The sequence below is a fragment of the Myroides sp. TSA_177.3 genome (assembly GCF_052691955.1).
Window position 1 is genome coordinate 58,738 of sequence record NZ_JBQZGD010000005.1, and the last position, 25,182, is coordinate 83,919.

The 25,182-nt window shown below is 36.7% G+C and carries 16 protein-coding genes; 7 read left to right on the forward strand and 9 right to left on the reverse strand.

Translation table 11 applies throughout. From position 1 onward, the window contains the following. From ACUTSE_RS06865 to ACUTSE_RS06875, 3 genes are all read left to right on the forward strand, one after another. On the forward strand, nt 1-1,581 hold the full coding sequence (locus tag ACUTSE_RS06865; RefSeq protein WP_445639663.1) for a calcineurin-like phosphoesterase C-terminal domain-containing protein: 1,581 nt from the start codon (nt 1-3) through the stop codon (nt 1,579-1,581). A gap of 186 nt (nt 1,582-1,767) precedes the next feature. Continuing rightward, nucleotides 1,768-3,339, forward strand: a complete 1,572-nt coding sequence (locus ACUTSE_RS06870; RefSeq protein WP_445639664.1) for a M20/M25/M40 family metallo-hydrolase — start codon at nt 1,768-1,770, stop codon at nt 3,337-3,339. 165 nt (nt 3,340-3,504) lie between these two features. Continuing rightward, nucleotides 3,505-9,462 carry an alpha-2-macroglobulin family protein gene (locus ACUTSE_RS06875; protein ID WP_445639665.1) on the forward strand — a complete coding sequence of 1,986 codons (5,958 nt, stop codon included), beginning with the start codon at nt 3,505-3,507 and terminating at the stop codon, nt 9,460-9,462. A gap of 493 nt (nt 9,463-9,955) precedes the next feature. On the opposite strand, the gene ACUTSE_RS06880 is transcribed toward ACUTSE_RS06875, so the two are convergent. Together ACUTSE_RS06880 and arsC are read right to left on the reverse strand one after the other, a co-directional pair. After that, nucleotides 9,956-12,439 carry a TonB-dependent receptor domain-containing protein gene (locus ACUTSE_RS06880; RefSeq protein WP_445639666.1) on the reverse strand — a complete coding sequence of 828 codons (2,484 nt, stop codon included), beginning with the start codon at nt 12,437-12,439 and terminating at the stop codon, nt 9,956-9,958. 85 nt (nt 12,440-12,524) lie between these two features. Continuing rightward, nucleotides 12,525-12,866, reverse strand: coding sequence for an arsenate reductase (glutaredoxin) (gene arsC / locus ACUTSE_RS06885; RefSeq protein WP_002986868.1), 342 nt, complete (start codon nt 12,864-12,866; stop codon nt 12,525-12,527). 43 nt (nt 12,867-12,909) lie between these two features. Between arsC and ACUTSE_RS06890 the strand changes: the two genes are divergently transcribed. Genes ACUTSE_RS06890 through glsA form a run of 3 tightly spaced genes read left to right on the forward strand, consistent with a single transcriptional unit; the run spans nt 12,910 to nt 15,902 of the window. Continuing rightward, entirely contained in the window at nt 12,910-13,815 is a 906-nt protein-coding gene (locus tag ACUTSE_RS06890; protein ID WP_445639667.1) for a lysostaphin resistance A-like protein, read from the forward strand. A gap of 20 nt (nt 13,816-13,835) precedes the next feature. Beyond that, on the forward strand, nt 13,836-14,867 hold the full coding sequence (locus ACUTSE_RS06895) for an AMP-binding protein (RefSeq protein ID WP_445639668.1): 1,032 nt from the start codon (nt 13,836-13,838) through the stop codon (nt 14,865-14,867). A 3-nt stretch (nt 14,868-14,870) separates the two neighbouring features. After that, nucleotides 14,871-15,902 (forward strand): glutaminase A, encoded by a 1,032-nt coding sequence (gene glsA / locus ACUTSE_RS06900; protein ID WP_445639669.1) that lies wholly within the window; start codon nt 14,871-14,873, stop codon nt 15,900-15,902. Nucleotides 15,903-15,992: 90 nt separating this feature from the next. Here glsA and ACUTSE_RS06905 read toward each other — a convergent pair whose 3' ends face one another. After that, nucleotides 15,993-16,697 carry a hypothetical protein gene (locus tag ACUTSE_RS06905; RefSeq protein WP_445639670.1) on the reverse strand — a complete coding sequence of 235 codons (705 nt, stop codon included), beginning with the start codon at nt 16,695-16,697 and terminating at the stop codon, nt 15,993-15,995. Nucleotides 16,698-17,154: 457 nt separating this feature from the next. On the opposite strand from ACUTSE_RS06905, the gene ACUTSE_RS06910 reads away from it, so the two are divergent. Beyond that, nucleotides 17,155-17,649 (forward strand): hypothetical protein, encoded by a 495-nt coding sequence (locus ACUTSE_RS06910; RefSeq protein ID WP_445639671.1) that lies wholly within the window; start codon nt 17,155-17,157, stop codon nt 17,647-17,649. Between the two features lie 68 nt (nt 17,650-17,717). Here ACUTSE_RS06910 and ACUTSE_RS06915 read toward each other — a convergent pair whose 3' ends face one another. From ACUTSE_RS06915 to ACUTSE_RS06940, 6 genes are all read right to left on the reverse strand, one after another. Next, nucleotides 17,718-18,413 carry a hypothetical protein gene (locus ACUTSE_RS06915; protein ID WP_445639672.1) on the reverse strand — a complete coding sequence of 232 codons (696 nt, stop codon included), beginning with the start codon at nt 18,411-18,413 and terminating at the stop codon, nt 17,718-17,720. A 302-nt stretch (nt 18,414-18,715) separates the two neighbouring features. Continuing rightward, complete coding sequence (locus ACUTSE_RS06920; protein WP_002986848.1) at nt 18,716-19,135, reverse strand: nucleoside-diphosphate kinase; 420 nt, start codon at nt 19,133-19,135, stop codon at nt 18,716-18,718. A 96-nt stretch (nt 19,136-19,231) separates the two neighbouring features. Continuing rightward, on the reverse strand, nt 19,232-20,425 hold the full coding sequence (gene pncB, locus ACUTSE_RS06925) for a nicotinate phosphoribosyltransferase (RefSeq protein ID WP_115091203.1): 1,194 nt from the start codon (nt 20,423-20,425) through the stop codon (nt 19,232-19,234). Nucleotides 20,426-20,574: 149 nt separating this feature from the next. Further along, the gene (locus tag ACUTSE_RS06930; protein WP_445639673.1) at nt 20,575-22,404 is read right to left on the reverse strand and encodes an ABC transporter ATP-binding protein; all 1,830 of its coding nucleotides are present in this window, start codon (nt 22,402-22,404) and stop codon (nt 20,575-20,577) included. 65 nt (nt 22,405-22,469) lie between these two features. Next, complete coding sequence (locus tag ACUTSE_RS06935) at nt 22,470-24,197, reverse strand: phospho-sugar mutase (protein WP_445639674.1); 1,728 nt, start codon at nt 24,195-24,197, stop codon at nt 22,470-22,472. An 11-nt stretch (nt 24,198-24,208) separates the two neighbouring features. After that, the gene (locus tag ACUTSE_RS06940) at nt 24,209-25,174 is read right to left on the reverse strand and encodes a glycosyltransferase family 2 protein (protein ID WP_445639765.1); all 966 of its coding nucleotides are present in this window, start codon (nt 25,172-25,174) and stop codon (nt 24,209-24,211) included. Between the last annotated feature and the right edge of the window lie 8 nt (nt 25,175-25,182).

Genomic DNA, 25,182 nt, shown 5'->3' on the forward strand with positions numbered 1-25,182 from the left:
ATGAGAAATTTTATAGTAAGTATTGCATTCTTGTCTTGCTTGGTAGTAGGGGCTCAAAACAAAGTAATAGGCTATGTTTTTGAAGATACCAATGCCAATGGAAAAAAAGAGAACAAAGAAAAACCAATAGCCAATGTGGCAGTAAGTAATGGAATAGAAGTAGTGTTGACTGATGCACAAGGAAAATATGAACTGCCAGTATCAGAGGACAATCCCATATTTGTAATCAAACCTGCAGGGTATGGTTTTTTATTAGATGAATACAATTTACCCCGATACTATTATATGCATAAACCCAATGGGTCACCCAAGCATTTGAAGTATAAAGGAGTAGAGCCCACGGGAAAATTACCCAAAGAAGTCAATTTTGGCTTGCTTCCACAAGTAGAAAATGACGAGTTTAAAGCCTTTGTTTTTGGTGATCCACAGCCCTATACAATGGAAGAAATGGAATACTATAAAAGAGCCATTGTAGATGAAGCGAAACAACTAACAACGGGAATCTCTTTTGGAATTAGTTTGGGAGATATTGTAGGTGATGACTTAAGTCTACATCAACCGTATAAAGAGGTGATGAAAGCTATGGGCTTGCCTTGGTATAACGTATTGGGAAATCACGATATGAATTATGATGCGGAAGAAGATCGTTTTGCTGATGAAACCTTTGAACGCAATTTTGGTCCGGCTAATTATGCTTTTAATTACGGAAAAGCACATTTCATTGTATTGGATGATGTACTTTATCCTCATCCTATTACCAAAAAAGGATACTGGGGCGGGTTTCGAAAAGACCAATTGGATTTTGTTCGAAATAATTTAAAAGTAGTGGATAAAGATCGCTTAATCGTTGTTTCCTTCCATATTCCACTATATGTAGGAGATGAAAAACACTTTGATGCTCAGGCTAGACAAGAGCTATTAGACGCTTTGTCAGAATTTGATCATGTCTTGTTGTTATCTGCTCATATGCATACGCAAACCCATCAGTTTTATGGGAAAGAACAAGGATGGAATAAACCAAAATTACTCCATGAGTATAATGTTGGGACTACTTCAGGTGATTGGTACTCTGGAGAATACAACGAAGAAAATGTACCTGTTTCAACCATGCGTGATGGTACGCCAAAGGGATACGCAATCTTAACTGTAAAAGACAATAAGTACGAGTTAGATTATAAAGTGGCAGGAAAACCAGAAGACTATCGAATGGAAGTGTTCTTGCCTCAGGTCGTTGCGGATAAAAAAGGAGGGAATTCTTTTGTATACGCCAATATATTTATGGGAACTGAATTTGATGAGGTCGACTATCGCATCGATGGACAAGAATGGAAAAAAATGAATCGAGCGGTAACGATGGATCCTGCTTTGTATGCTAAAGTGCAAAAATACGATCTATCTCCAACCTTAGTGGATGGAAAAAGACCTTCCAATCCAGTGGACAGTCCGCATTTATGGAGTGCGAGAATCCCATCTAATTTAAGTGTAGGAATACACCAAGTGGAGGTTCGAACCAAAGATATGTTTCAACGTGTATTTTCTACAGTTAAGACATTTAGAGTAGAAGCTCGCGCTAAACAATAAGTTTCAAGTAAATAAATAAAGTAAAAAGTGAAGTGAAAGTAATTTCATGAAGTGAATGTGTTAATTTGGTTAAGATAGGCGAGATTTTTCTCGCCTATTTTTTTGTTGATAAAGGAGGTGAAAAAATAGTTGTATGACAGCAGATATTCGAGTATTTTGCCAGAAACAAATGAAAACCAAATAACCATGAAGTTTACCACCTCGCTCAATCAAGCGCTAAAGCATAGTTTTATAGGAATTGCTCTTATTTCGAGTAGTTTAACGATGGGGCAAAGTCAAGATCCTATTGTCGATGCCATTATCAAAGAAGGAACCTCAAATTCACAACTCAAAGCCTATGCGTTTGAATTGTTAGATGGAATAGGCCCACGCTTGGTGGGAACTCCTCAGATGATGCAAGCACACAATTGGGTAAAAGACACCTATCAAAAGATGGGGTTAGAAGCGCGTAATGAAGCGTATGGAACATGGAAAGCTTGGGAAAGAGGAACCTCTCAAATCACGATGACTGCTCCTCGCCTGAAATCTTTAGAGGGAACCCAATTAGCTTGGAGTCCAGCAACAAAGAAAAATGGAGTAGAAGGAGAAGTAGTTGTACTCGTTGATGCGCAATCGAAAGCTGATTTCGAAGCTTGGCTACCAACGGTAAAAGGAAAATATGTTATGATTTCTCAACTGCCTCCTAGTGGACGACCAGACTACCAATGGAAAGAGTACGCCACTCCAGAGTCGTACGAGAAAATGAAAAAAGAAAGAGAAGCGATTGAACAAGCGTGGAATCAACGCATGGCCAATACCGGATATACAGTAAAAGAATTGCCTAAAGTACTAGAAAAAGCAGGAGCGGCAGGTGTAGTAATGTCTTTTTGGACGGGTATTATGGGGGCGAATAGAATCTTTGGCGCACAAACAACACAAGTGCCAACCATTGATATCGCTTTGGAAGATTACGGTCTATTATATCGTTTGGCAGAAGGAGGAAAAGCACCGCGAATTAATGTGAATGTACAATCGAAGAATCTGGGAACGGCACAAACGTATAATACCATTGCTGAATTAAAAGGAACAGAAAAAGCAGATGAATATGTGATTTTATCTGCTCACTTAGATAGCTGGGATGGTGGAACAGGAGCAACAGATAACGGAACAGGAATTATCACTATGATGGAAGCTGCCCGCATCTTAAAACAAGTATTGCCAAATCCAAAACGAACCATCTTAATCGGAAATTGGGGAAGTGAAGAACAAGGATTAAACGGATCTCGTGCTTTTGTTGCTGACCACCCAGAATTGCTAGAAAAAATACAAGTTGTTTTTAATCAAGATAACGGAACAGGACGCATTGCCAATATAACAGGTCAAGGATTTTTACATGCTTATGACTTTTTAGGACGATGGCTGTCTGCAGTTCCTGATGCGTACAAAAAAGACTTAAAAACACATTATCCAGGTTCGCCATCAGGAGGAGGATCTGACCATGTCTCTTTTGTGAGTCATGATATTCCAGGTTTCATGATGAGTTCACTCAGCTGGGGATATGGAAATTATACATGGCATACCAACCGCGATACAGCAGATAAAATTGTCTTTGACGATGTACAAAGCAATGCAATTCTTTTGGCAATCATGGTGTATAAAGCAAGTGAAGAACCAGAATTGGTTTCAAGAGAAAAAATTGTTCTACCAACAAATGACAAAGGAGAACAACAGCAATGGCCAGTGTCCAAAGAACCACAACGAAATTCAGATCAGTATTAATAGAGCAAGGCTTTTACACATAGTAAAAGCCTTTTTTATGCGCTATAATATAAAATGGTGTTAAGGGATCAATTCGCTTTTTTATAACGTTGTGTTTTTTAGCAAGGAAACGACAGATATCATTGCGAATAGTCATATATTTATACACCCAATTTATTATTTCTTATGAAAAAATTAAATATGTATTTAATGATACTTGCTCCTATCTTAGGTTTTGCTCAGCAACCCAATAAAAAGATACAGGAGTTATGGAAGAGTATCGAACATAAAGAGCAACAACAAGAAGTGAGAAGTCTGTTGCCTGAAGTACAAGAGGTGATTTCGCTTTCTCGTCAATCAAAGGCGTATGCGAGCCTCTTAAAAGGAATGTTTTATGAAGCAAAAATCAATATTACAATCCAAGAAGATAAAGACTACGATATCAATCAAGTACTCCAAGCTTTTGAAAAAGAATTAAACACAGCAACAGGAGAATACAAAGCGATTGTTCAAGCTTATATTGCTCATTTATACCAATTATACTATGAGGAAAATGCGTATAAAATTAGCAATAGAACTGCTGTAGAACAACAAAAAGGAACGGATGTTCGCTATTGGACAAAAGAAGATTTTGAAAGAGAAAGTACTCAATATTGGGAAGCAGCTTTAGAAACGGCTAAGAAACAAGCTTCAACTACAGTTGGAGGATGGAATGAAGTTTTCCAAACAACTGAATCGTTTAATTTAGACTTTTCAAAATTTTCTGTGTATGATGCTTTGCGTATAGATCATGCTCTTTTCCTGAGCAATGGATTTTCATATCGCGCTTCTGCTGAGCAAAGAGAGCTAAAAAGAACGCAAGCCAAAGAGTTAATGAATCAGGTTATCCAAGACTTGACGAAAAAAGGACAGGCTGAATTGGCCGCGTATGTTCGTATCTACACGTTAAATAGTTTTGAAGAGCAACGAGGAGAAGCAGAATTGAATAAAATTTATCAAGAACTGCTGAAACAAAACCCTAAATCTGTTTTGGTACACGAGGCTGTTGCCCAATTTATGTACTATACATATCGCGATACCCAAGACAAAGAATTAGAAAAAACTGCAGGGGCAACGTTATTGGCTTTTATCAATCAAACGGCTGAGAAATTCCCAGAGACAGAAACAGCAAAACGCTTGTTAGAATTAAAGAAAGTAGTAGAAGCTCCAGGATTAGAAGTGAGTTATAATTCGTATGAATTACCTGACTTAAGTTCTATTTTGGCAGTGACACATAAAAATTTAAATACCCTACATTTTAAAGTTTTAAAATATGAAGGGGATGCTAAGATATTCGAGGTAAACCAACCGAATACATTGGCAGGCTATAAAAAGATTGCATCCGATTACGAAAAGGTGACCGATTATACGATTTCCCTTAAACCGTTTGAGGATTATCGATCGCATACCACCAATGTAGAGTTGAAACCTCTAGCTCCAGGTCGCTATATTGTTTTGTTGTCTAATCGCGATTTCGATTACCTAACAGAAGAACAAGATGTGGTGAGCATGGCTTTGATTAATGTTACATCCAATGCTTTTTTAACTAGCGGTAATAAGTTTAGACTATACGATCGTAAAACGGGACAACCGAAAGCAAATCAACCTGTATTTTTGGCAAATGGCCCACAGAAAGATTTGAGTAAAGCGTATTGGGAAACCTTTGTAAATACAGATGCAAATGGAGAGTTCTCAACTGATTTCGTCAAAGAAAATACCAATTTATTTTATGGTGTAAAGGGAGAAGGGATTTACTATTCAACGTATGCTTATCCTAAAAACAAAGGAACGGAAGAAGGAGTAGAAGCGATCAATTGGAATGCGAAGGTGTTAACAGATCGCGCCATTTATCGTCCAGGTCAAGTCGTGTACTTCAAGTCGATTGTATTCCGCCAAAAAGGAAAAACAAGACAAGTAGGGGCAAATCAATTGGTAACGGTTAAGTTGATGAACCAAGAAACCCAACAAGAGGTAGGGAATTTAACCTTGAAAACCAATGCGTTTGGATCCGTTCAAGGAGAATTTATTTTGCCTACAGCAGGATTATTGGGGAACTTTAATTTCGAAGTACTTTTAAAAGACAGCAATATTGAAGAATATGCCTCTATTTCAGTAGAAGAATACAAACGCCCAAAATTTGAGGTGACAATGGATGCGGTAAAAGGCGTGTATTACTTCAATGAAAAAGTAGAAGCAAAAGGAAAAGCAATAGATTACTCAGGGGCAACAGTTGCACAAAGTAAGGTAAGCTATCGCGTTGTTCGCAATTCGGGGTATCGTTATGATGTACGTGGGTATTATGGATGGCCACGCCCAGATCAAGCAGTGACAATCGCTCAAGGCGAAGTGGAAACAGATGCGGAAGGAAAATTTGCTATTGATTTTACAGCTATCCCAGAACGCAAAGAATACAAAGCCGATGCACTACGCGTGGACTCTTATACCGTTTATGTAGATGTAATGGATATCAAAGGAGAAACCCACAGCAGCACACAAACGATTTATGTAGGAGATAAAAATATCAGCTTGCAATTGCCAATTATCACCAATGAAATGGTGTCAACGAAAGAATTGGAAGCAATCAAGGTAACTACAAATAACCTGAATGGCGAAACTTTTGCCGCGAAAGGAGAAGTGAGCATCGTTGAATTAGAAGCCCCTTACGCACGTAGAATGCTACTGCCTTATGATAACTATAAAAGAGAGGATTATGAGTTGTATTCTTATGAAGAATTTACAACAAAATTCCCTTATGTTGCATATGGAAACGAAAATGATCACACCAAGTGGAAGCAAGGAAAAGTAGTATTCACCAAAGCATTTGATACAGCGAAAGAGAATACAATTGCCTTTCCAAATGCTAAAATTCTAAATTCAGGATTTTACTTATTGAAAGGATTTGTTTGGGAGAAAGATGAAAAAACAGAGGTTGAACAGTATTTCTATTATGACAATACCAAAGAAGAACCAGGAATCATTTACCAATTGCTTTCTGTAAAAGCAGATAAAGAAAAATACAAAGTAGGTGACTTAGCAAAAATCCGATTACAAAGTGGTGAAAACCAAACAACGGTAATTGCTTCTGTTTTTGTAAATGGACACTTGAAACAAAAGAAAACGCTTGAAGTAAACCGAAAAGCAAGCTATTTTGAATACCCAATGAGCGGGGAAATGGGGGATGTAAGAGTTAGTTTTACCGCCATTAAACACAACTATGCAACACAAAAATCAGCACAGTTGGTACTAGATGCTTCACAAGAAGATTTGAAATTAGAACTTGTTACATTCCGTGATAAATTAACTCCAGGTCAAGAAGAAACTTGGCGTTTAAAAGTATCGGGAATGTCGAAAGATAAATTTGCTGCTGAGGTAGTAGCCGCAATGTATGACGCCTCTTTGGATCAATTTAGAAGCAATACGTCTTTCCAAACGAGTTTTGATTATAACTTTAGCTATGGTCAAGATTCAGATTTCAATACGTATAATCTAAGCAGAAAGAGCTATGCTCAAAATATTCTTTATAGCAGCGCATACCCAAATTTAGTTTCATATAATTCACCAATTGAATTGAATCTATTTGGATTTAGTACTTCTATGTATGGAAATGTAAGAGCAACGTTCGGAGCAGCTCCTAGTATGGCAAAAAGAAGTGTAAATGCAGCTGTAGAAGGTAAAGCTATGGGACTTTCAGCCAACAATGTAATGGAAGAAAGCGCGGATGCCTTGAATGAGGAAGTCATTTCAACAAGTAAACAAGATGCAAAAGGCGGAAGTGATAAAAAACAAGGTGACGTTCAAATCAGAACCAACCTAAAAGAAACAGCCTTCTTCTACCCTGTGTTAAATACAGATGACAAAGGAAATGTGAGTTTTTCATTTACTTCACCAGAAGCATTGACACAATGGAAGTTTATGGCATTTGCCCATACAAAAAACTTAGAAAGTAGCTATGTAGAGCAAGTGGTTCGCACCCAAAAAGAATTAATGGTTCAACCAAATATGCCGCGTTTTGTGCGTGAAGAGGATCAAATTATTGTATCAACGAAAATTGCCAATCTAAACGATAAAGCGTTAAGTGGAGAAGTAGAAATTCAATTCTTTGATGCATTAACTTCAACGCCAATTACAACTATTTTAGATAACAATAGTCAGGCTAAACAAAACTTTAATGTTGAGGTAAAAGGAAATACAGAAGTAGCTTGGACGATTAATGTTCCTAAAAACATCGTTGCTTTAGGTTACAGAGTATTGGCTAAAGCAGGAACATTTAGTGATGGAGAAGAATCGGCAATTCCAGTATTGTCAAACCGTACGTTAGTGACTGAAACCATGCCATTGTACATCAAAGAAGGACAAAACAAAATCTTTACTTTTGAATCATTAGAGCATCCAGGATCAGCACTACGCGACAATTATAAGTTAACGCTAGAGGTAACTGCAAATCCAATGTGGACGGCTCTTTTAGCCTTGCCATATTTGAAAGAATACCCGTATAACGGAACGGAACAAACGTTTAGTAAAGTTTTCGCGAATACAATTGCCAGCCAATTATTAAACAGCAATCTCCGTATTCAATCGGTGTTTGAATATTGGTCTAAACAAGGAGCAATCCAATCAAAATTAGAACAAAATGAAGAATTGAAACAAGTTCTAATTGAAGAAACACCTTGGGTTCGTCAAGCAGCAGATGAAACAGAACAAATGAAGCGCTTAGCTGTTTTGTTTGATCTGAATAAAATGAAGATGGAGCTAGAAGCTGAATTGGAGCGTTTGAGCAACCAACAAAATAGCGATGGAGGTTTCCCTTGGTTTAGTGGAGATCAATCGAATGTGTACATTACACAGACGATTCTAGAAGGATTTGGTCAAATGAAGCAAGCAGGATCGTTACATCCAGCAGCAATGGCGATGTTGAAAAAAGCAGTAGCTTATTTAGATGAACAACATTATGCAAGCTATCAAAAAGACAAAAACAGCACAACTTTACCAGCATTAGATATGCACTATTTATACGTGCGTAGTTTGTTTAAAGATGAACTGAAAATACAAGATAAATACGCGAAAATGATTGCGGATTACCGCAAAGAATTAGCCAATCAAAAAGCAATTGACAATTTATACGTAACAGCAATGAAGGCTGTTACTTTACAGCGTTTTGGTGATAGTAAAGCAGCCAATAACCTGGTAAAAGCAGTGATGGAATTGGCAGTGAAGAGCGACGAAATGGGCATGTACTGGAAAGAAAATGCAGCAGGATGGTTGTGGTATAATGCACCAATCGAAACCCAAGTGATGTTGATTGAAGCAGCGCATGAAGTAGATCCAGTAAAATATGCCAATGCTATTGAGGATATGAAAGTATGGTTGTTGAAAAACAAACAAACAGTAGCATGGAATTCAACTAAAGCAACAACACGCGCAGTATATGCTTTGTTGTATTTAGGTAAAAATTGGATGAATACCGATCAAGGAGTAGAAGTGAAAGTAGGAGGATACCCTGTGACCTTTACTAAATCAGAACAGTTCAATACCGGATACTACAAAAAAGTATGGGATGGATCAGCTATTCAAGAAAAAATGGGAATTGTTGAATTAGATAAAAAATCCACGGGAGTTGCGTATGGAGCAATGTACTGGCAGTATTTTGAAGACTTGAATAAAGTGTCAAAATCAGGTTCGGGTATTACGTTTAATAAACAATTGTTTATCAAAGCCAATACAGATAAAGGACAAGTATTGCGTGAAATCACGAATGAATCGCCAATCAAAGTAGGCGATGTAGTAACCGTTCGCTTAGAGATCAACATAGATCGCGATATGGACTATGTACAGTTAAAAGATATGCGTGCAAGTGGATTTGAACCAATTAATGTTCGTTCAGGATACAAGAGAAAAGGAGAATTTGGGTATTACGAAGAAACACGCGATGCTGCAACAAACTTCTTTATCACTCATTTGCACAAAGGAACGTATGTTTTTGAATATGATGTTCGCGCAAATAACGCAGGATACTTCTCAAACGGAATAACCTCTTTACAAAGTGTTTATGCACCAGAAATGAAAGCAAATAGCGCAGGTCAAGATGTGAAAATCTTGAGAAAATAAGAGCGTTTAGAAGAAATATAGTATAAAAAAAGGCTTGGATATCCCAAGCCTTTTTTTATACTATATCACCCTTAGAAAGCGTTTATTTTCGAATAATCAACAAAGGCTGAGCAGATGCTCAGCCTTTGTCTTTTGTTGTTGTTTCCTTGTATTTATAGCCCTTTGTGAGGGCTGTTTTTTGCTCTTTGTAAGGTTTGTTATTTGTGAGGTTTGTTATTTGTGAGGTTTGTTATTTGTGAGGTTTGTTATTTGTGAGGTTTGTTATTTGTGAGGTTTGTTATTTGTGAGGTTTGTCAGAATCATCCAGTTATTTGGCAAATTGCCATTTGCCACTACAGGTTTTTTTCATCGCCTCATCATCTCACCCTTTCATCACCTCACCTTCTCATCACCTCACCTTCTCATCACCTCACCTTCTCAACCTCTCACCACCTTACTTTCTCATCGTCTCACCACCTCATCTTCTCACCACCTCATCTTCTCACCCCCTCTACTAAAGCATCTCCATGCCTTCCATATCACCAGCGCCTTCTGGGCTACCAGTCATATTCTTGCGATCCATTTTTTTCGTTTGATTGAATCGGTAGGTGAACGAAAGATTAATTTGTCTTCCTCTCCATTGCATTTCACTATGTGAAATAGATTGAGGTAAAACTAAATCCTGTTCTCTTTTTCTTGAATTAAAGATATCACTGATATTGAAAGTAATCGTTCCTTTATCTTTTAAGATGTCTTTGCTCAACGCTACGTTTCCAGATAAATTACCCAGAACTTTTCCCTGTGCTGTGTTATAAGGCGCGCGGTACATTCCGTTTAACTGCCAATCAATTTTATAAGGCAATGTGATTTTAGATGAAATACGCGTAAACCAAGCGTAAGCATCCTGATCAAAATTCTGCGTTTCTAGTGTGCCATCTAAATGAGTAAAAGTATAATCTCCTCTAGTTTCTGTTCGGTAAAAGTTGAAGTTACCATTCAATCTCCACCATTTGAAAGGAGAGTAGTTTAAGGTAATATCTAGCCCATAACGGTGTTCTGTTGCAAGGTTAATAGGTGAACTAATTGAAATCGGTGTTCCATTTTCAGTCTCTCCAGCAATTCTACGCACAAATTGGAAAGTATCATCCGTTTTGTTGTAGTAAGCTGATGCATTCAACGTAAAACCAGTCCAACGCTTCATAAAACCTAAATCAACCGCATGTGTTTTTGCTGGATTTAAGTCTGGATTCCCTTGGAAGAAGTTGATATCACTCGTGTAATTTGAAAAAGGATTCAAGAAGAAACCACGCGGTCTATTTACACGTCTACTATAGCTAATACTCGTACTCGTACTTTCATTCCACTCGTAGTTTAAGAATGCACTAGGAAAGAAATCATTGTACTTTTTGTTGTTGTAACTTTTAGTGTCAATTTGATTCACATCGATAGAGGAATCCTCCCAACGCAATCCAACCATAAAGCTCAATTGAGACGTAATACGATCCCCATATTGGGCATAAAGCGCATGAATATTCTCTTTGTATTCTAATGTATTAGATAAGCGCGAATCTACATTCCAGCTGTTGTTATTTAAACGTTGAAGATTAAAAGCCGTGTTGGTTGATTTGAAAGTTCCCAAATACCCAGCCTCAAAATTTCCATTTTCCCCAATAGGTAAGGTATAATCTACTTTCGCTAACCCGCTCTTTTCTTTTTCTTTATTGAACGTACGCTCAAAAGAAGTTTGATTTAAATGTTCATTGATATCATCAATCCCTGCATTTTCATTGTCTTTATCTTGAGCAATATTTCCCTCGATAGTTAATACATGCCCTTCTTTATCGAATTTTTTCTCAAAAGTAGTCGTGTAATCTACGTTGTTTCGCGTACCATCTTTCTCTTCATTTCTATATCGATTGTATAAAAAAGAATCAGAAGCGTCATAGTAATCGTATCTTACTCGATTGGGATTGTAACCTGTATTGCGACGTGCCGTTACCGTATTCGTCCAAGTGATGGAAGGTGTTAAGTACCACTCTAAACCAAAAGTACCGTTGTAGCCTTGTCTTTCTCTATTGTTGTCTTTGTATTCGTAAATGCGTTGCGTAGGTTCTCCTGTCGTTGGATCAATGTAGCGGTTGTCATTTAAATTGTACCCTTCTGATTTAGAATCTCGATACCCCAAAGAGGTGAAGAAATTGAATTTCTCACTTCTAAAATTGAACATTGTATTCAATTCATAGTTGCGTGGGTCTCCAATTGTACCCGTAACACTTCCGTTAATACCCAATGCTTTTCCTTTGCGCAAGATAATATTGATAATCCCAGCACCACCTTCAGCCTCATAACGAGCAGATGGATTGGTAATTACTTCCACGCGATCGATTGATTCAGCTGGTAAAATACGCATGGCCTCTTGGATGTTGTTCGCTAATCCTGTTGGTTTACCGTCAATCAATACCTTTACATTTTCATTTCCTCTTAAACTGATTGTCCCTTCACTATCCACAACTACAGAGGGTACGTTGTCTAATACATCTGCTGCTGTTCCTCCTTTGACAATCATATCTTGTCCGACATTGTATATTTTCTTGTCGAGTTTAATATCAACCGTAGAGCGTTCCGCAATAACGGTTACTTCCTCTAACATTTGAGTGTCATCCTGTACTTTTTGAACCCCAATTGAGGTATCTCCTTGTACCGAAATATTTTTTAATTCGAGTGTTTTAAAACCTAGAAAATCGATTTTGATATAGTAGTTTCCGTCGGGAACATCAAAAGAAAAATGACCTTTTTCGTCCGTCATTGCTCCGGAAACAATATTGGAATTGCTCTCATTTTGAGCATAAATACTAGCGTATTCTAAAGGGGTGTTAGTCGCTGCTTCAATGACAGTACCGGTGACAGTACTTTGAGCGCGGTTCTGAGCTGCTGTTGTTAGTGCCGTTAAAAATACGAACAACAGCAGAAGAACTGATGAAGGCGTTTGTTTTTTCATTTATAGTCGTTTAGTTTACTTTTCTTAAACTTAGACTATAATTTGATCCTTTGGTTTAATAACTTATTTGTTAAAATAACGTTAATTAAAGAATCTGGTAAATTTTTTCTGTTGGTCTTGCTACGATTGCTTTGGATCCATTTACAACTACAGGTCGTTCTATAATCTGTGGATAATCAACCATCGCTTGGATAATTTCATCATCAGAAAGTGTTTTAGCTGCAAAGTTTTCTTGCCAGAACGCATCTTTGGTTCGTACCAGCTCAATAGGGGAGTAGTTTAACTTTTGGAGTAACGCTTTAATATCGTCATAACTGAGGTTTGCATCCAAATATTTTATAATTTTGTAGGCTACACCTTGTTGTTCCATAAACGCAATACTTTCTCTTGATTTACTGCAACGAGGATTGTGATAAATTGTAATCATAAGTGTTAGGGTTTGTTCTCAAATATAGCAATTTTTTTGAAAAATGAAATACATCGATCAACTACATCATCAAGTAAGTAAGAGGCAAATACTGTATTATGTTCCGTTTACCTTCTTTTATTTGATGATTATGTTTGTAAACTGGTTAGTTACAAAATATTCTTCGATTTCCACGAAAGAATTACTGAATTCCCAAGTTGAGATTTTAGGAAAAAATATGGCGTTTTTTCAATTAATCGTTCCATTTTCTATTTTTTTGCTATTATTGGCTTTGTGGGTTTTATTTGTTCACAAACAATCACTCGTTAGCTTAACTACATCCCGAACAAAAATTGATTTGAAGCGCTTTGGATTTGCCTTTGCTTGCCAAACAATATTGATTCTTACGAGTTTTATTATCAGTTATTTTTTAAACCCAACGAACTTTGTTTTTAATTTTAATCTACCCGCTTTTCTCGGATTCTTTGTTATTGCGCTAATTTTTATTCCGATTCAAACCAGTTTTGAAGAGTATTTTTTTAGAGGATATTTGATGCAAGGAGTTGGATTAGCAACCAGAAATAGAGGAATTGCTCTGATTGTTACCTCTGTTATCTTTGGTTTATTGCACTTAGCGAATCCCGAAGTGGAAACATTAGGAGGTGGAATTATGGTTTACTATATCGGGACTGGTTTTTTCTTGGGAATTATGACGTTGATGGATGATGGATTAGAACTAGCATTGGGGTTCCATGCAGCTAATAATTTGATCGGTGCACTATTAGTGACTTCCAGTTGGACTGTTTTCCAAACAAATTCCTTATTTTTAAATATTGCTGAACAAGAACAAGTATCTGTTTGGGAATTTATTTGGCAAGTATTTATTTTCTACCCCATTTTATTGGTGATTTTCGCCAAAAGATACCAATGGAAAGATTGGAAAAATCGTTTATTGGGTAGAGTCGCTTAAATTTTATGATGTTTTAGTTTATGAATAACAACTATATTCACCCCCAATTTAAATTAAACGGAGTGACACATACGGTGGATTCTCTTGAACAAGAAGCCTTAATCATGCTGCAATCACCAGAAGATTATCTTCGCGATTTGGGACAATTGATTTGCGCTTGGTTCGATGATAAAGCTTATATGATACAGCGTACATCGGGTACTACGGGGCCACCAAAAGAAATCCACTTAGAAAAAGCAGCAATGCGTGCCTCAGCAGAAGCAACGGTTCGTTTTTTTGACGTACAAGAAGGAAGTAAAGCGCTTTTGTGTATGTCAACGCAATTTGTTGGTGGGAAGTTGATGTTTATTCGTTCCCTTTTATTTGGATGGGAATTAGACGTTTGTAGACCCACTGCACGACCATTAGCTGATACAAAAACATCGTATAACTTTGTTGCGATGGTACCGATGCAAGTGGAAAATAGCTTAGCAGAAATGGATCAAATTGAAACGCTTATTATTGGCGGGGCAAAAGTATCTCCTATTTTGGCACAAAAATTACAAGAGAAAAGTACACAAGTATATGAGACCTATGGGATGACGGAAACGATTACCCATATTGCAGCAAAGAAAATCGGAACGCCTTATTTTGACGTTTTACCACATGCAGCGATTCAAACGGATGAACGCGGTTGTTTGGTGATTGATGCACCAACGGTTAATCCTCATCCCGTTGTGACGAATGATTTGGTTCGATTGATTAATGCCAAGCAATTTGAGTGGTTAGGGCGTTTTGATCACGTGATTAATAGCGGTGGAGTCAAGTTATTTCCAGAACAAATAGAAGAAAAATTAGCAACTAAAATAAAGGCGCGTTTTTTTGTTGGAGGTAAAGCAGATGATTATTTTGGTACTATTGTTGTATTAGTTATTGAAAGTCAACCGTATGCCTTGGCAGAGGATGTTTTTGATGGATTAACCAAATACGAAAGACCCAAAGAAATTCAATTTGTAGATCAATTTATTGAAACAGAATCAGGCAAGGTTATTAGAAGTAAAAATATAAACTAATAAATGCTTTTAAGAAAGATGAATATAGTAAGAATACAAAAAATAGTACTATTGGTTATGTTGGTAGGAATCAGTCAGGTGAATCAAAGTGTAGCACAGAAAAGTCAAACGAAATTAGATCAGCAAATTACAATGGAGCTGATGCAACAAATAGTAAATCAAGATAAAGCCTATTACAAAGAAGGAAAAGTAGCAGATTATATTCCTGAACTCGGAAAAGCAAACCCACAGGCCGTGGCTTTTTCTGTTGTAAAATCCAATGGTGAAATCATCAATGTAGGAGATGTAAAGGCAAAGTTTACCATCCAAAGTATTTCGAAAGTAATTGCTTTGATGATTGCAGTACAAGAAAAGGGAGAGAAAGCATTATATGATCGCATTGGATATTATGGAACTGAAAAGGCGTTCAATCACTATGCGAATTTAGAAACAGCAGGTAAACCCTTAAATCCCATGATGAATGCAGGGGCTATATTAACTACGGCTTTCATTGAAGGAGAAGGGGAGGTTGCCTATCAAAAAATACTAAACATGCTTCGTTATATTACGAAAAATGAATCGATTGTGATGAATGAAGCGGTTTATCTATCTGAAAAAGAAACAGGACACCGCAACAGAGGGATTTTCTATTTATTGAAAAACAATGGTTTAATCGAAGGAGAAGAAAATAAATTAGACAATTATTTCAAGCAATGTTCTATTGAGGTAACTGCAGAAGATTTAGCTAAAATTGGTTATTTCTATGCCAATGGCTGCACGCGTTTTGACGGGGATAAAACATATTATAACCGCGATTTAGCCCGATTAATTCAAGCGCAAATGCTAATCGCAGGAATGTATGATTTTAGTGGAGAATATGCCAGAACAGTGGGTTTACCGAGTAAATCTGGTGTAGGAGGAGGAATCGCTGTAAGTGTACCCAATAAAATGGGAATTGGAGTATTCAATCCAGCGTTAGATCAACATGGAAACTCAGTAGTAGGGTATCGCATCCTCTATGATTTCGTGAATCAATTAGAGTTGAGTCTCTTTTAGTGGAAAGAAAAAAACCTTGAAAAAGGAAACGGTAATACAAAACAAAAGCCCCAATAAATGAATGTGTTTATTGGGGCTTTTTATAGTGGTTTAGTGTAGTTGTTTGGTTGCATGTAATTTTCGAATATGATATAAAAAACGCAGGACGAAACCCATCGTTAGGATAAATAATAGAATCTGAATGGAGTAATCTTGCTTGGGAATCATTAAGATAATAAGAATAAAACTACCAATCGAAGCCCACATACGCCCTTTATAATCTCCTAAGGCAACGTTGTTTTTTTCAAAAATCAAAATCAATAAGGAGACGATGGTTCCACCACTCAATAAAAACAATAAGGCGCTCCAAGTCGTTTGCGCATAGATGGCATAGAGTAAGCTGATTACGCCAATTAGGAGGCCAATGTAAAGAATCGGTCGATCTAGTTTGGCAATAGGAAGCGAGGTTTGTTTATTTGGATAACAGGTCGCTTGATTACTTTGTTCAAACTCCACTTGCGAAACAATCCTACCTTGAATGCACTTGGATTGCCAGGTTTTGAAATAAGGTTGTATAAAACCTTCTCCTAAGTCCATGGATAAAAGTAAATAGACACTATCTTCTTCGGGAAGAGCAATGGAGTTTTTAAAATGACTGAGTTTCCAATGGATGGAGGTTGCTTCCTGGGGGAGTTGAATAACAATAGATTCATTTGGCCTGACGGAAGCAAGTAGTTCCTGCTGATGATAAATTTCTAGCTGCTTGGTTCGATTCCAGTTTTTGGGAAAGAAGAGTTTGAGGTGTACCGTTTTCATAATAGAAAATTTTGATTAAACGTAGAGTAGAATAAAAATGTACTGCAACGCCTTCATCAAAAAAACAGCTACACCCACTCAATTAGAGCGCATAGAGGTAAAGCCTATCTGAACTTTGAAATAAAATACATGCAGTAAGAATATTTTTGTTTCATTATAATGAATTGTAAAAATGATAAATCAGTCTAATATACGTATTGGGTTTGGTATATGAAAAATATTATTGTTAAAATACTTTACTTATTGTATTTAAAATGGGTTTTTTCTTTGAGTATGTGTATTGCTGTATTTTTCTTGAGGGAAGGATCGTTTGGATTTGAATAAAATGAGAAGAACCTTGTAAAGGTATTTTTATAAAAAGATATACAGATTAGCCTGTTTATATAAAATAATGTTAAATACGGTATAGTTTTTGATTTTAATGTATTGATTATTAATCTTTTAAAAATATTTCAATATGAAAGAAAAACTATTTATTTTATTTGTTTTTTTGAGTACCATAGGGTTGATTTCATGCGGTAGTGAGGATGTAAATACTAATTCTAGTACCAATGTAGATTTGGGTTTTAAAATTGAATACAAAAATAAAAGGGGAGAGGATTTGCTAAACCCTTTGACACCAGAAGCATGGAAAACGGACGAAATTACAATTTTCACTATGGATGAAGATGGAAATTCCATTTCGATTGCAGATGAGAAAACCAGTCATTTTGTAACTATGATGGAGGAGAGGGGACAAAAGAAGTATTTTATCTGGTTTATTTATAACTATTTTTCAAATGATAGAACAAAGAGTATCGTCTATATTGCTTTACCAAATGGAGATACAGATAAAATTGAAGTTCATGCAAAGAGAGGAAAAAATAGTTTTGTTAAAGATAAACTGTTCTATAACGATGTAGTAATGTGGGATCAATCGCATCACGATGATCGTATCACAATTATTAAGTAAAAACAGATAAGCTAAAAGCGCCAATACGACCTATGTATTGGCGCTTTTAGTATAATGGAAGTAGTCCATTATTTAGCTTGTAGTTTTTTTATGTGAAGTAAAAAACGCAGAATAAAACCAATCGTTAGGATAATTAGTAGCATTTGAATAGCAAAATCATGGGTAGGAATCAGAAAGATGGTTAAGATAAAGCTACCAATGGAAGCCCACATTCGATTTTTATATTCGCCGAGAGCAATCTTGTTCTTTTCAAAGATTAAAATCAAAAGCGATAGGATGGTTCCACCTCCTAATAGAAATACAATGTCTCTCCATTCGGTTTGCATGAAAACGGCATACACTAAGCTGATAATACCTATTAGAAGCCCAATGAAAAGAATGGATTTATCTAGTTGAATGCGAGGAAACCATTCTTGGTCATTTTGATAAATGGTAGTACTCGTACTATTTTCAAATTCTTCTTGAGTTACAATTTTACCTTGGATACATTTTCGTTTGAGTGTTTTTAAATACAGCTGTAGCGTCCCTCTTCCGACATTCATAGATAAAAGAATGTAGAGAGGCTGCTTCTTATTCGGTAGAGAAATAGTATTCTTAAAATAATCAAGTTTCCACTCTAAGGATTGAGTCTCTTTTGGAATTTGAATCTCAATCGTTTGATTATGCATAATCCAAGCTAGTTTTTTATTATTAGCATAAATCTTGAGCTTTCGAGCGTGATACCAATTTCTTGGAAAGAAAAGTTTGAGATGTACTGTTTTCATCAAAGGATTTTTTACTTATCATTTTCGAATTTAACTTTGGAAGAAGAGAAATCATTTGAACAGCCTATTAAGGAGCTCAATACAACTAAAAATAATAATTTTTTTTTCATTAGGGTATAGGTTTAAAATTGATAATAAACCTAATTTATGATTATTTTTCTATGTATTTTTGTATTTAAATGTTAAATTTTATTGTTTTGTTTGAATTGTTTATGCATTTTGTTGTTTTGATTTCAAAAATAAAAACACAAAAAAACCACGAACATAGTTCGTGGTTTCGTAATTTTTAGCTTCTAAATGAATTAGAATTGCTCTCTACCTGAGAAATGGAATGCACCTTCGATTGCTGCATTTTCATCGCTGTCAGATCCGTGAACAGCATTTTCTCCAATTGATTTAGCGTATTTTTTACGGATTGTTCCTTCCGCTGCCTCAGCAGGGTTAGTTGCTCCGATTAATTTTCTGAAATCTTCAACAGCGTTATCTTTTTCTAAAATAGCTGCTACGATTGGACCTCTTGACATGAATTCAACTAATTCACCATAGAAAGGTCTTTCAGCGTGTACTTCGTAGAATTTTTGTGCGTCTCTAACTGTTAATTGAGTTAACTTCATAGAAACAATTTTAAATCCTGCTTCTGTAATCATGTTAAGGATTCCACCGATATGACCAGCCTCTACTGCATCTGGTTTAATCATTGTAAAAGTTCTGTTCGTTGCCATTTGTTCTAAAATTAAATTTTTTGCAAAAATAGACTTTTATGTCTAATATAATATGTTTTAATTCAAAATATTCACGTTCAACGTGAAGTAATTGTATTACGTCGTTGGAATATCCAATAAACGCTGTGCTAAATCGATCATTTCAGGCGTCCCAGTATGTTTTTTAGGCTCATCTGAAAGTTTCACTACATCGGTCCAAGGCCCACCTTCTGGGAAGGCTTGCGACATTTTGATGACAATATTCAAGGCAGGTAATCCTGCGTCATTCGTGAAATCGGTACCAATACCAAAGGACATGCCAATGCGATTTTTACAATATGTCGCAATGCGTTCCACTTTTTCAGGGTTTAATCCGTCCGAAAAAATAATGGTTTTGGATAGCGGATCGATATTCATCATCTTGTAATGAGCGATGGTTTGATTGGCAAATTCAATAGGATCCCCACTGTCATGGCGTACCCCATCAAAAAGCTTAGCAAATTTTTTGTCAAAGGATTCAAAGAACACCTTGCTTGTATACGTATCCGTTAAGGCGATTCCTAAATCTCCTCTATACGTGTCAACCCAATGTTCTAATCCCATGGAATTCGCCATTTTAAAGCCATATTTAGCCGCGTGAAACATAAACCATTCATGTGCATGCGTTCCAATAGGTTTCGTGCAGTATTTCATCGCTAAATGAACATTACTCGTTCCGATGAACGTTCCTCCGCCATACTGTTGTAAGGTTTCCACTACAACTTGATGAACCGCATACGAATGTCTTCGTCTCGTACCAAATTCAGCAATGGTAATTCCTAATTTTTTATAATTTTCAATTTTCTCTTTCGTCTTTGCTCGAATGATGTCATCTGATTCTCTCTCAGATCCAGTCAATTTGTAATACAATTCACAAATCATAGACATCAACGGTACCTCCCAAAGAATCGTTCGATACCAATAACCTTTAATGGCTACTTCTAAATCTTCTCCTTCTTGTGTGATTTCCACTTCCGACGGATCAAAGTGATATCCTTGTAAGAAATCCAAATAAGTCGGATCTAAATAGGGACAAGTCACTTGAAGAAATAATTTCTCTTGTTTGGTCAACTTGAGCTTCGCCATTTCATCTACGGCTGCTCGTAGCGCTTCTGCAAATCCAGGAGGGTATTTATGTTGCCCGCGGTTAATAAAAATATACGATGCTTTTGCATAGGGAAATTGCTTTACCACAGCATGTTGCATGGTGAATTTATAGAAGTCATTATCTAAAATAGAAGGAATGACTTGAGGAGTGTTTGTTGTTTCCATAGCTTTATTGGGTTAATCGATCGACTTGTACATCAGATTAAAGCGCAAACATACAAGGTACGAAAAGTCGTAAGGATATATCTTAAATTAGAGATAAAAAAAACAAACCCGCTGTTAAATGAGATAAAAGCGGGTTGAATTTTGATTGTTTATTCAAAGGATTGTAAAGAAACGAGTTTCATATACGTTCCATTTTGTTTCATTAATTCTTCATGCGTTCCTTGTTCTACAATTTTTCCTTTTTGCATCACAACGATTAAGTCCGCATTTTGAATGGTAGATAAACGGTGGGCAATCACGACAGAAGTACGGTTCTTCATCATGTTTTCCAATGCGTCTTGTACCAGTTTCTCGCTTTCTGTATCTAAAGCAGAAGTCGCCTCATCCAATACCATGATTGGCGGGTTTTTCAATACCGCTCGAGCAATCGATAAACGCTGTTTTTGTCCACCAGATAACTTACTCCCCGAATCACCAATATTCGTGTCAATACCTTGCGGTAAATCCTGAACAAACTCATAGGCATTCGCTACTTTCAAGGCTGCAATGATGTCTTCATCGGTTGCATTTTCATTGCCCAATAGCATATTGGCTTTGATGGAATCATTAAATAAGATACTATCTTGTGTAACTAAACCAATTAAATTGCGCAAGCTGTGTAAGTCCATATTGCGGATATCTTCATTGTCAATCTTGATTGATCCCTCATTGATATCCCAAAAACGAGTCAATAAGTTTGCCAATGTACTTTTACCACTTCCAGATTGTCCAACTAAAGCAACCGATTTTCCTTTGGGAATCGTCAAGCTAAAATCTCTTAATACAAGATCATTCTCATACTTAAAGCTGATGTTTTCAATAGAAATCTTATCGTCAAAGCTCTCTTTTTGAATCGCATGCTCCGGACTCATAATAGGGTTGTTTTCTTCTAATACTTCCAATACACGTTCTGCAGCTGCGTTTCCTCTTTTCAAGGCATAAGATGCTTTAGACATGGCTTTAGCTGGCGTTAAAATGTTATAAGCCATACCAATATAAGCAATAAATGATGCCCCTGTTAGGGTGCCTTCACCTAATACTAAGTGTCCACCATAAACCAATAAAACAGCAATTGTAACAATTCCTAAGAACTCACTCAACGGAGAGGATAAGTTTTGACGGTTTAAAATAGTATTATTTAATTCGTAGAAAGACTGCGTTGAATCTTGAAATTTTTTGTTGAATCTCTTCTCCGCATTGAAACTCTTAATAACTTTTAATCCAGACAAGGATTCTTCAATAATAGAAAGAAAATACCCTTGCTCTTCCGATGCTTTTTGTGAACTTTTCTTTAGTGTTTTTCCCACTTGAGAGATGATGATTCCTGCAATTGGTACAAAGACAAAAACAAATATAGTCAACTCTGTACTGATGGCAAACATAGCAATAATGGTAAATACAATGGTCAACGGTTCTCTTACTACAACTTCTAAAATAGATAAGAAAGAGTGTTGGATTTCCAATACATCGGATGTCATTCTCGAAATCACATCTCCTTTGCGTTTTTCAGAGAAAAAAGCCAAGGGTAAATCCACAGCTTTTTTATACATCGCATTGCGAATGTCTTTTAATACTCCATTGCGCAAAAAGGTGATGAAATACATCGCCCAATAGTTGAATAGGTTTTTAAGTAAAAATATTGAAATTACGACACAAGCCATAACCATCAATGTATCTTGAGCACCGTGTTCAGCTGTATATTGGGTTAGAAAAAACGACATATAGTCTTCTAAATAATTCTTTAAATGCCCAATACCCGTATAAGTAGGTTCTACTAGTACCTTTTTACCATCGCCAAACAAAATAGTCAGCATGGGAATTAAGGCTAAAAAACCTAAAGCACTAAAAAGCGCGTATAGAATGTTGAAAAAAACATTGAGATAAGCGTACGATTTATACGGCTTAGCGAAATAGATTATTTTTTTAAAATATTCGTTCATATTTGTTCAATATAAAAAGCAAAAAATAAAGAAAAAGACTGGTATAACCAGTCCTTTGATGCTGTTTAGTTCAGTTTCATTTCATCAATGATGGCCTGAATCTTATCGGTTAAGAATTGTTCTACTTCTTTGATATCATCCAAGCTATCTAGCCATTCATTGACACTGAAATAGAATTTGATCTTTGGTTCCGTTCCACTAGGACGTGCCGCTATTTTTGTGCCGTCTTCTAGGTAGTAAATCAATACATTGGACTTCGGAATATTAATCGATTCTGTATCACCTGTGATTAGATTTCTCGCTTGGCTAGTTTGATAGTCTTCTACGCAAACCACACGTTGTCCGATGATCTCAGTTAACGGGTTTTCGCGTAATTCTACCATCATTTGTTTGATCTCTTGTGCACCTGAAATTCCTTTTTTCACAAGGGAAATCAAATGCTCTTTGTAGTAACGGTGATCGATGTATAAATTCATCAACTCCTGGTAGAAAGAGCTACCTGCTGCTTTAGCAAGGGCTGCAATCTCACAAACGAGTAGGGCAGAAGCTACGGCATCTTTGTCGCGTACATTATCGCCAACCATATAGCCAAAACTCTCTTCACCTCCACCAATAAATTGTTGGTTTGGAAATTCTTTGATGAATTTGGCAATCCATTTGAATCCAGTTAATCCCACTTTGCATTCTACGCCATAACTCTCTGCTACATCTAGCATCATTGGTGTAGAAACAATCGTAGATCCGATAAATTCATTGCCTGTAAAACCGCGGTTTACTTTCCATTGTTCTAGTAAGAACGCTGTCATCATCACCATGGTTTGATTTCCATTAAGCAAAATCATCTGACCATCTAAATCGCGAACACCAATACCAATACGGTCAGAATCTGGATCTGTACCAATAACGATATCCGCTCCTTTTTCGTCCGCTAATGCCATTGCCATAGTTAAGGCTTCTGGCTCTTCTGGATTTGGCGATTTTACCGTTGGGAAATCCCCATTCGGTTCTTCTTGTTCTTTTACAATATAAACCTGGTTATATCCGGCTTCTTTTAAGGTTCTTGGAATCAATTTGATTGAAGTACCATGAAGCGAAGTATAAGCAACTTTTAATCCGTCTTTAACGGCTTGAGGCGTATTAAAACTTGCATTTTCAATGGTAGATTGAATAAATGCACGGTCTAATTCTTCTCCAACTGTTGTGATTAAAGTGTCATTTCCAGTGAAGTTTATTTGCTCATACGTCAATTGATTGATTTCATCAATGACTGCGGCATCTTCTGGTGGTACAATTTGTCCGCCATCAGACCAATATACTTTGTATCCGTTGTATTCTGGGGGGTTGTGAGAAGCGGTTAAAACAATTCCCGCTTGGCAACCATAGTAGCGCACAGCAAAAGATAACTCAGGCGTCGGACGCATATCTCCAAAAAGATACACGTGGATTCCGTTCGCAGTAAATACATCTGCTACAACTTTGGCTAATTCCTTACTATTGTGACGGCAATCATAGTTGATTGCGACTTTTAATTCTTGATTAGGAAAGGACTGTTTGATGAAGTTGGATAAACCTTGGGTGTTTTTTCCTAGGGTGTATTTATTGATGCGGTTGGTACCTACACCCATAACACCACGCATTCCACCTGTTCCAAATTCTAAGTCTTTGTAAAAACTATCTTGCAATTGAACAGGATCACTGTCAAGCAATTGTTGTACAATAGCTTGCGTTTCAGTATCAAAGGGTTGTTGCAACCACTGTTCTACTTTTGCTAAAATTTCTTTTTCTATTTGCATTTCCTTCTAATTTAGCGTTCGTTTAAACCACTGTATTCAGCAATTTTATATCTATTTGTATTTGATTTCGTTTGTAAAATAAGTTCGCCTAAGAAACCAGCCAAGAACAATTGCGTTCCCATAATCATAGTTGCCAGTGCAATGTAAAACCAAGGATCTTGGGTAACCAAAATCGCCGGTTTATTTTGATATAATTTGATTAGTTTACTTGCGCCAATTCCAGCAGCAGCTAAAAATCCAATCATAAAAGTAATTACCCCTAAGGTACCAAAAAGATGCATCGGTCTTTTACCAAATTTAGATAAAAACCAAATGGTGATTAAATCTAAAAAGCCATAAATAAAACGACTCATTCCAAATTTAGTTGTACCGTATTTTCTCGCTTGATGTTGTACTACTTTTTCGCCAATTTTATCAAACCCCTCATTCTTGGCAAGGACAGGAATATAACGGTGCATTTCACCAGATACATCAATACTTTTGATGACTTCCTTGCGGTATGCTTTTAATCCACAATTGAAATCGTGAAGCTGTACCCCTGAGGTTTGACGAGCCGCCCAATTGAATAGTTTAGAAGGTAGATTCTTTGCGAGTACAGAATCGTATCGCTTTTTCTTCCAACCTGATACCATATCAAAGCGCTCTTGGGTAATCATGTGATATAACCCCGGAATCTCATCTGGACTATCTTGTAAGTCCGCATCCATCGTAATGACAACGTCCCCTTCCGCCTGTGCAAAACCAGCATGTAACGCCTGGGATTTTCCAAAATTGCGCTGAAACTTGATTCCTTTTACAACAGGATGTTGCTGTGATAAAGTTGTGATGATGTTCCACGAGTTATCTGTACTACCATCATCCACAAATAAAACCTCATAGGTAAAGTTGTGTTCCTGCATAACCTTACTAATCCAAGTATACAACTCAGGTAAAGATTCTGCCTCATTCAGCAAAGGGATGACAATCGATATATTGATACTCATGT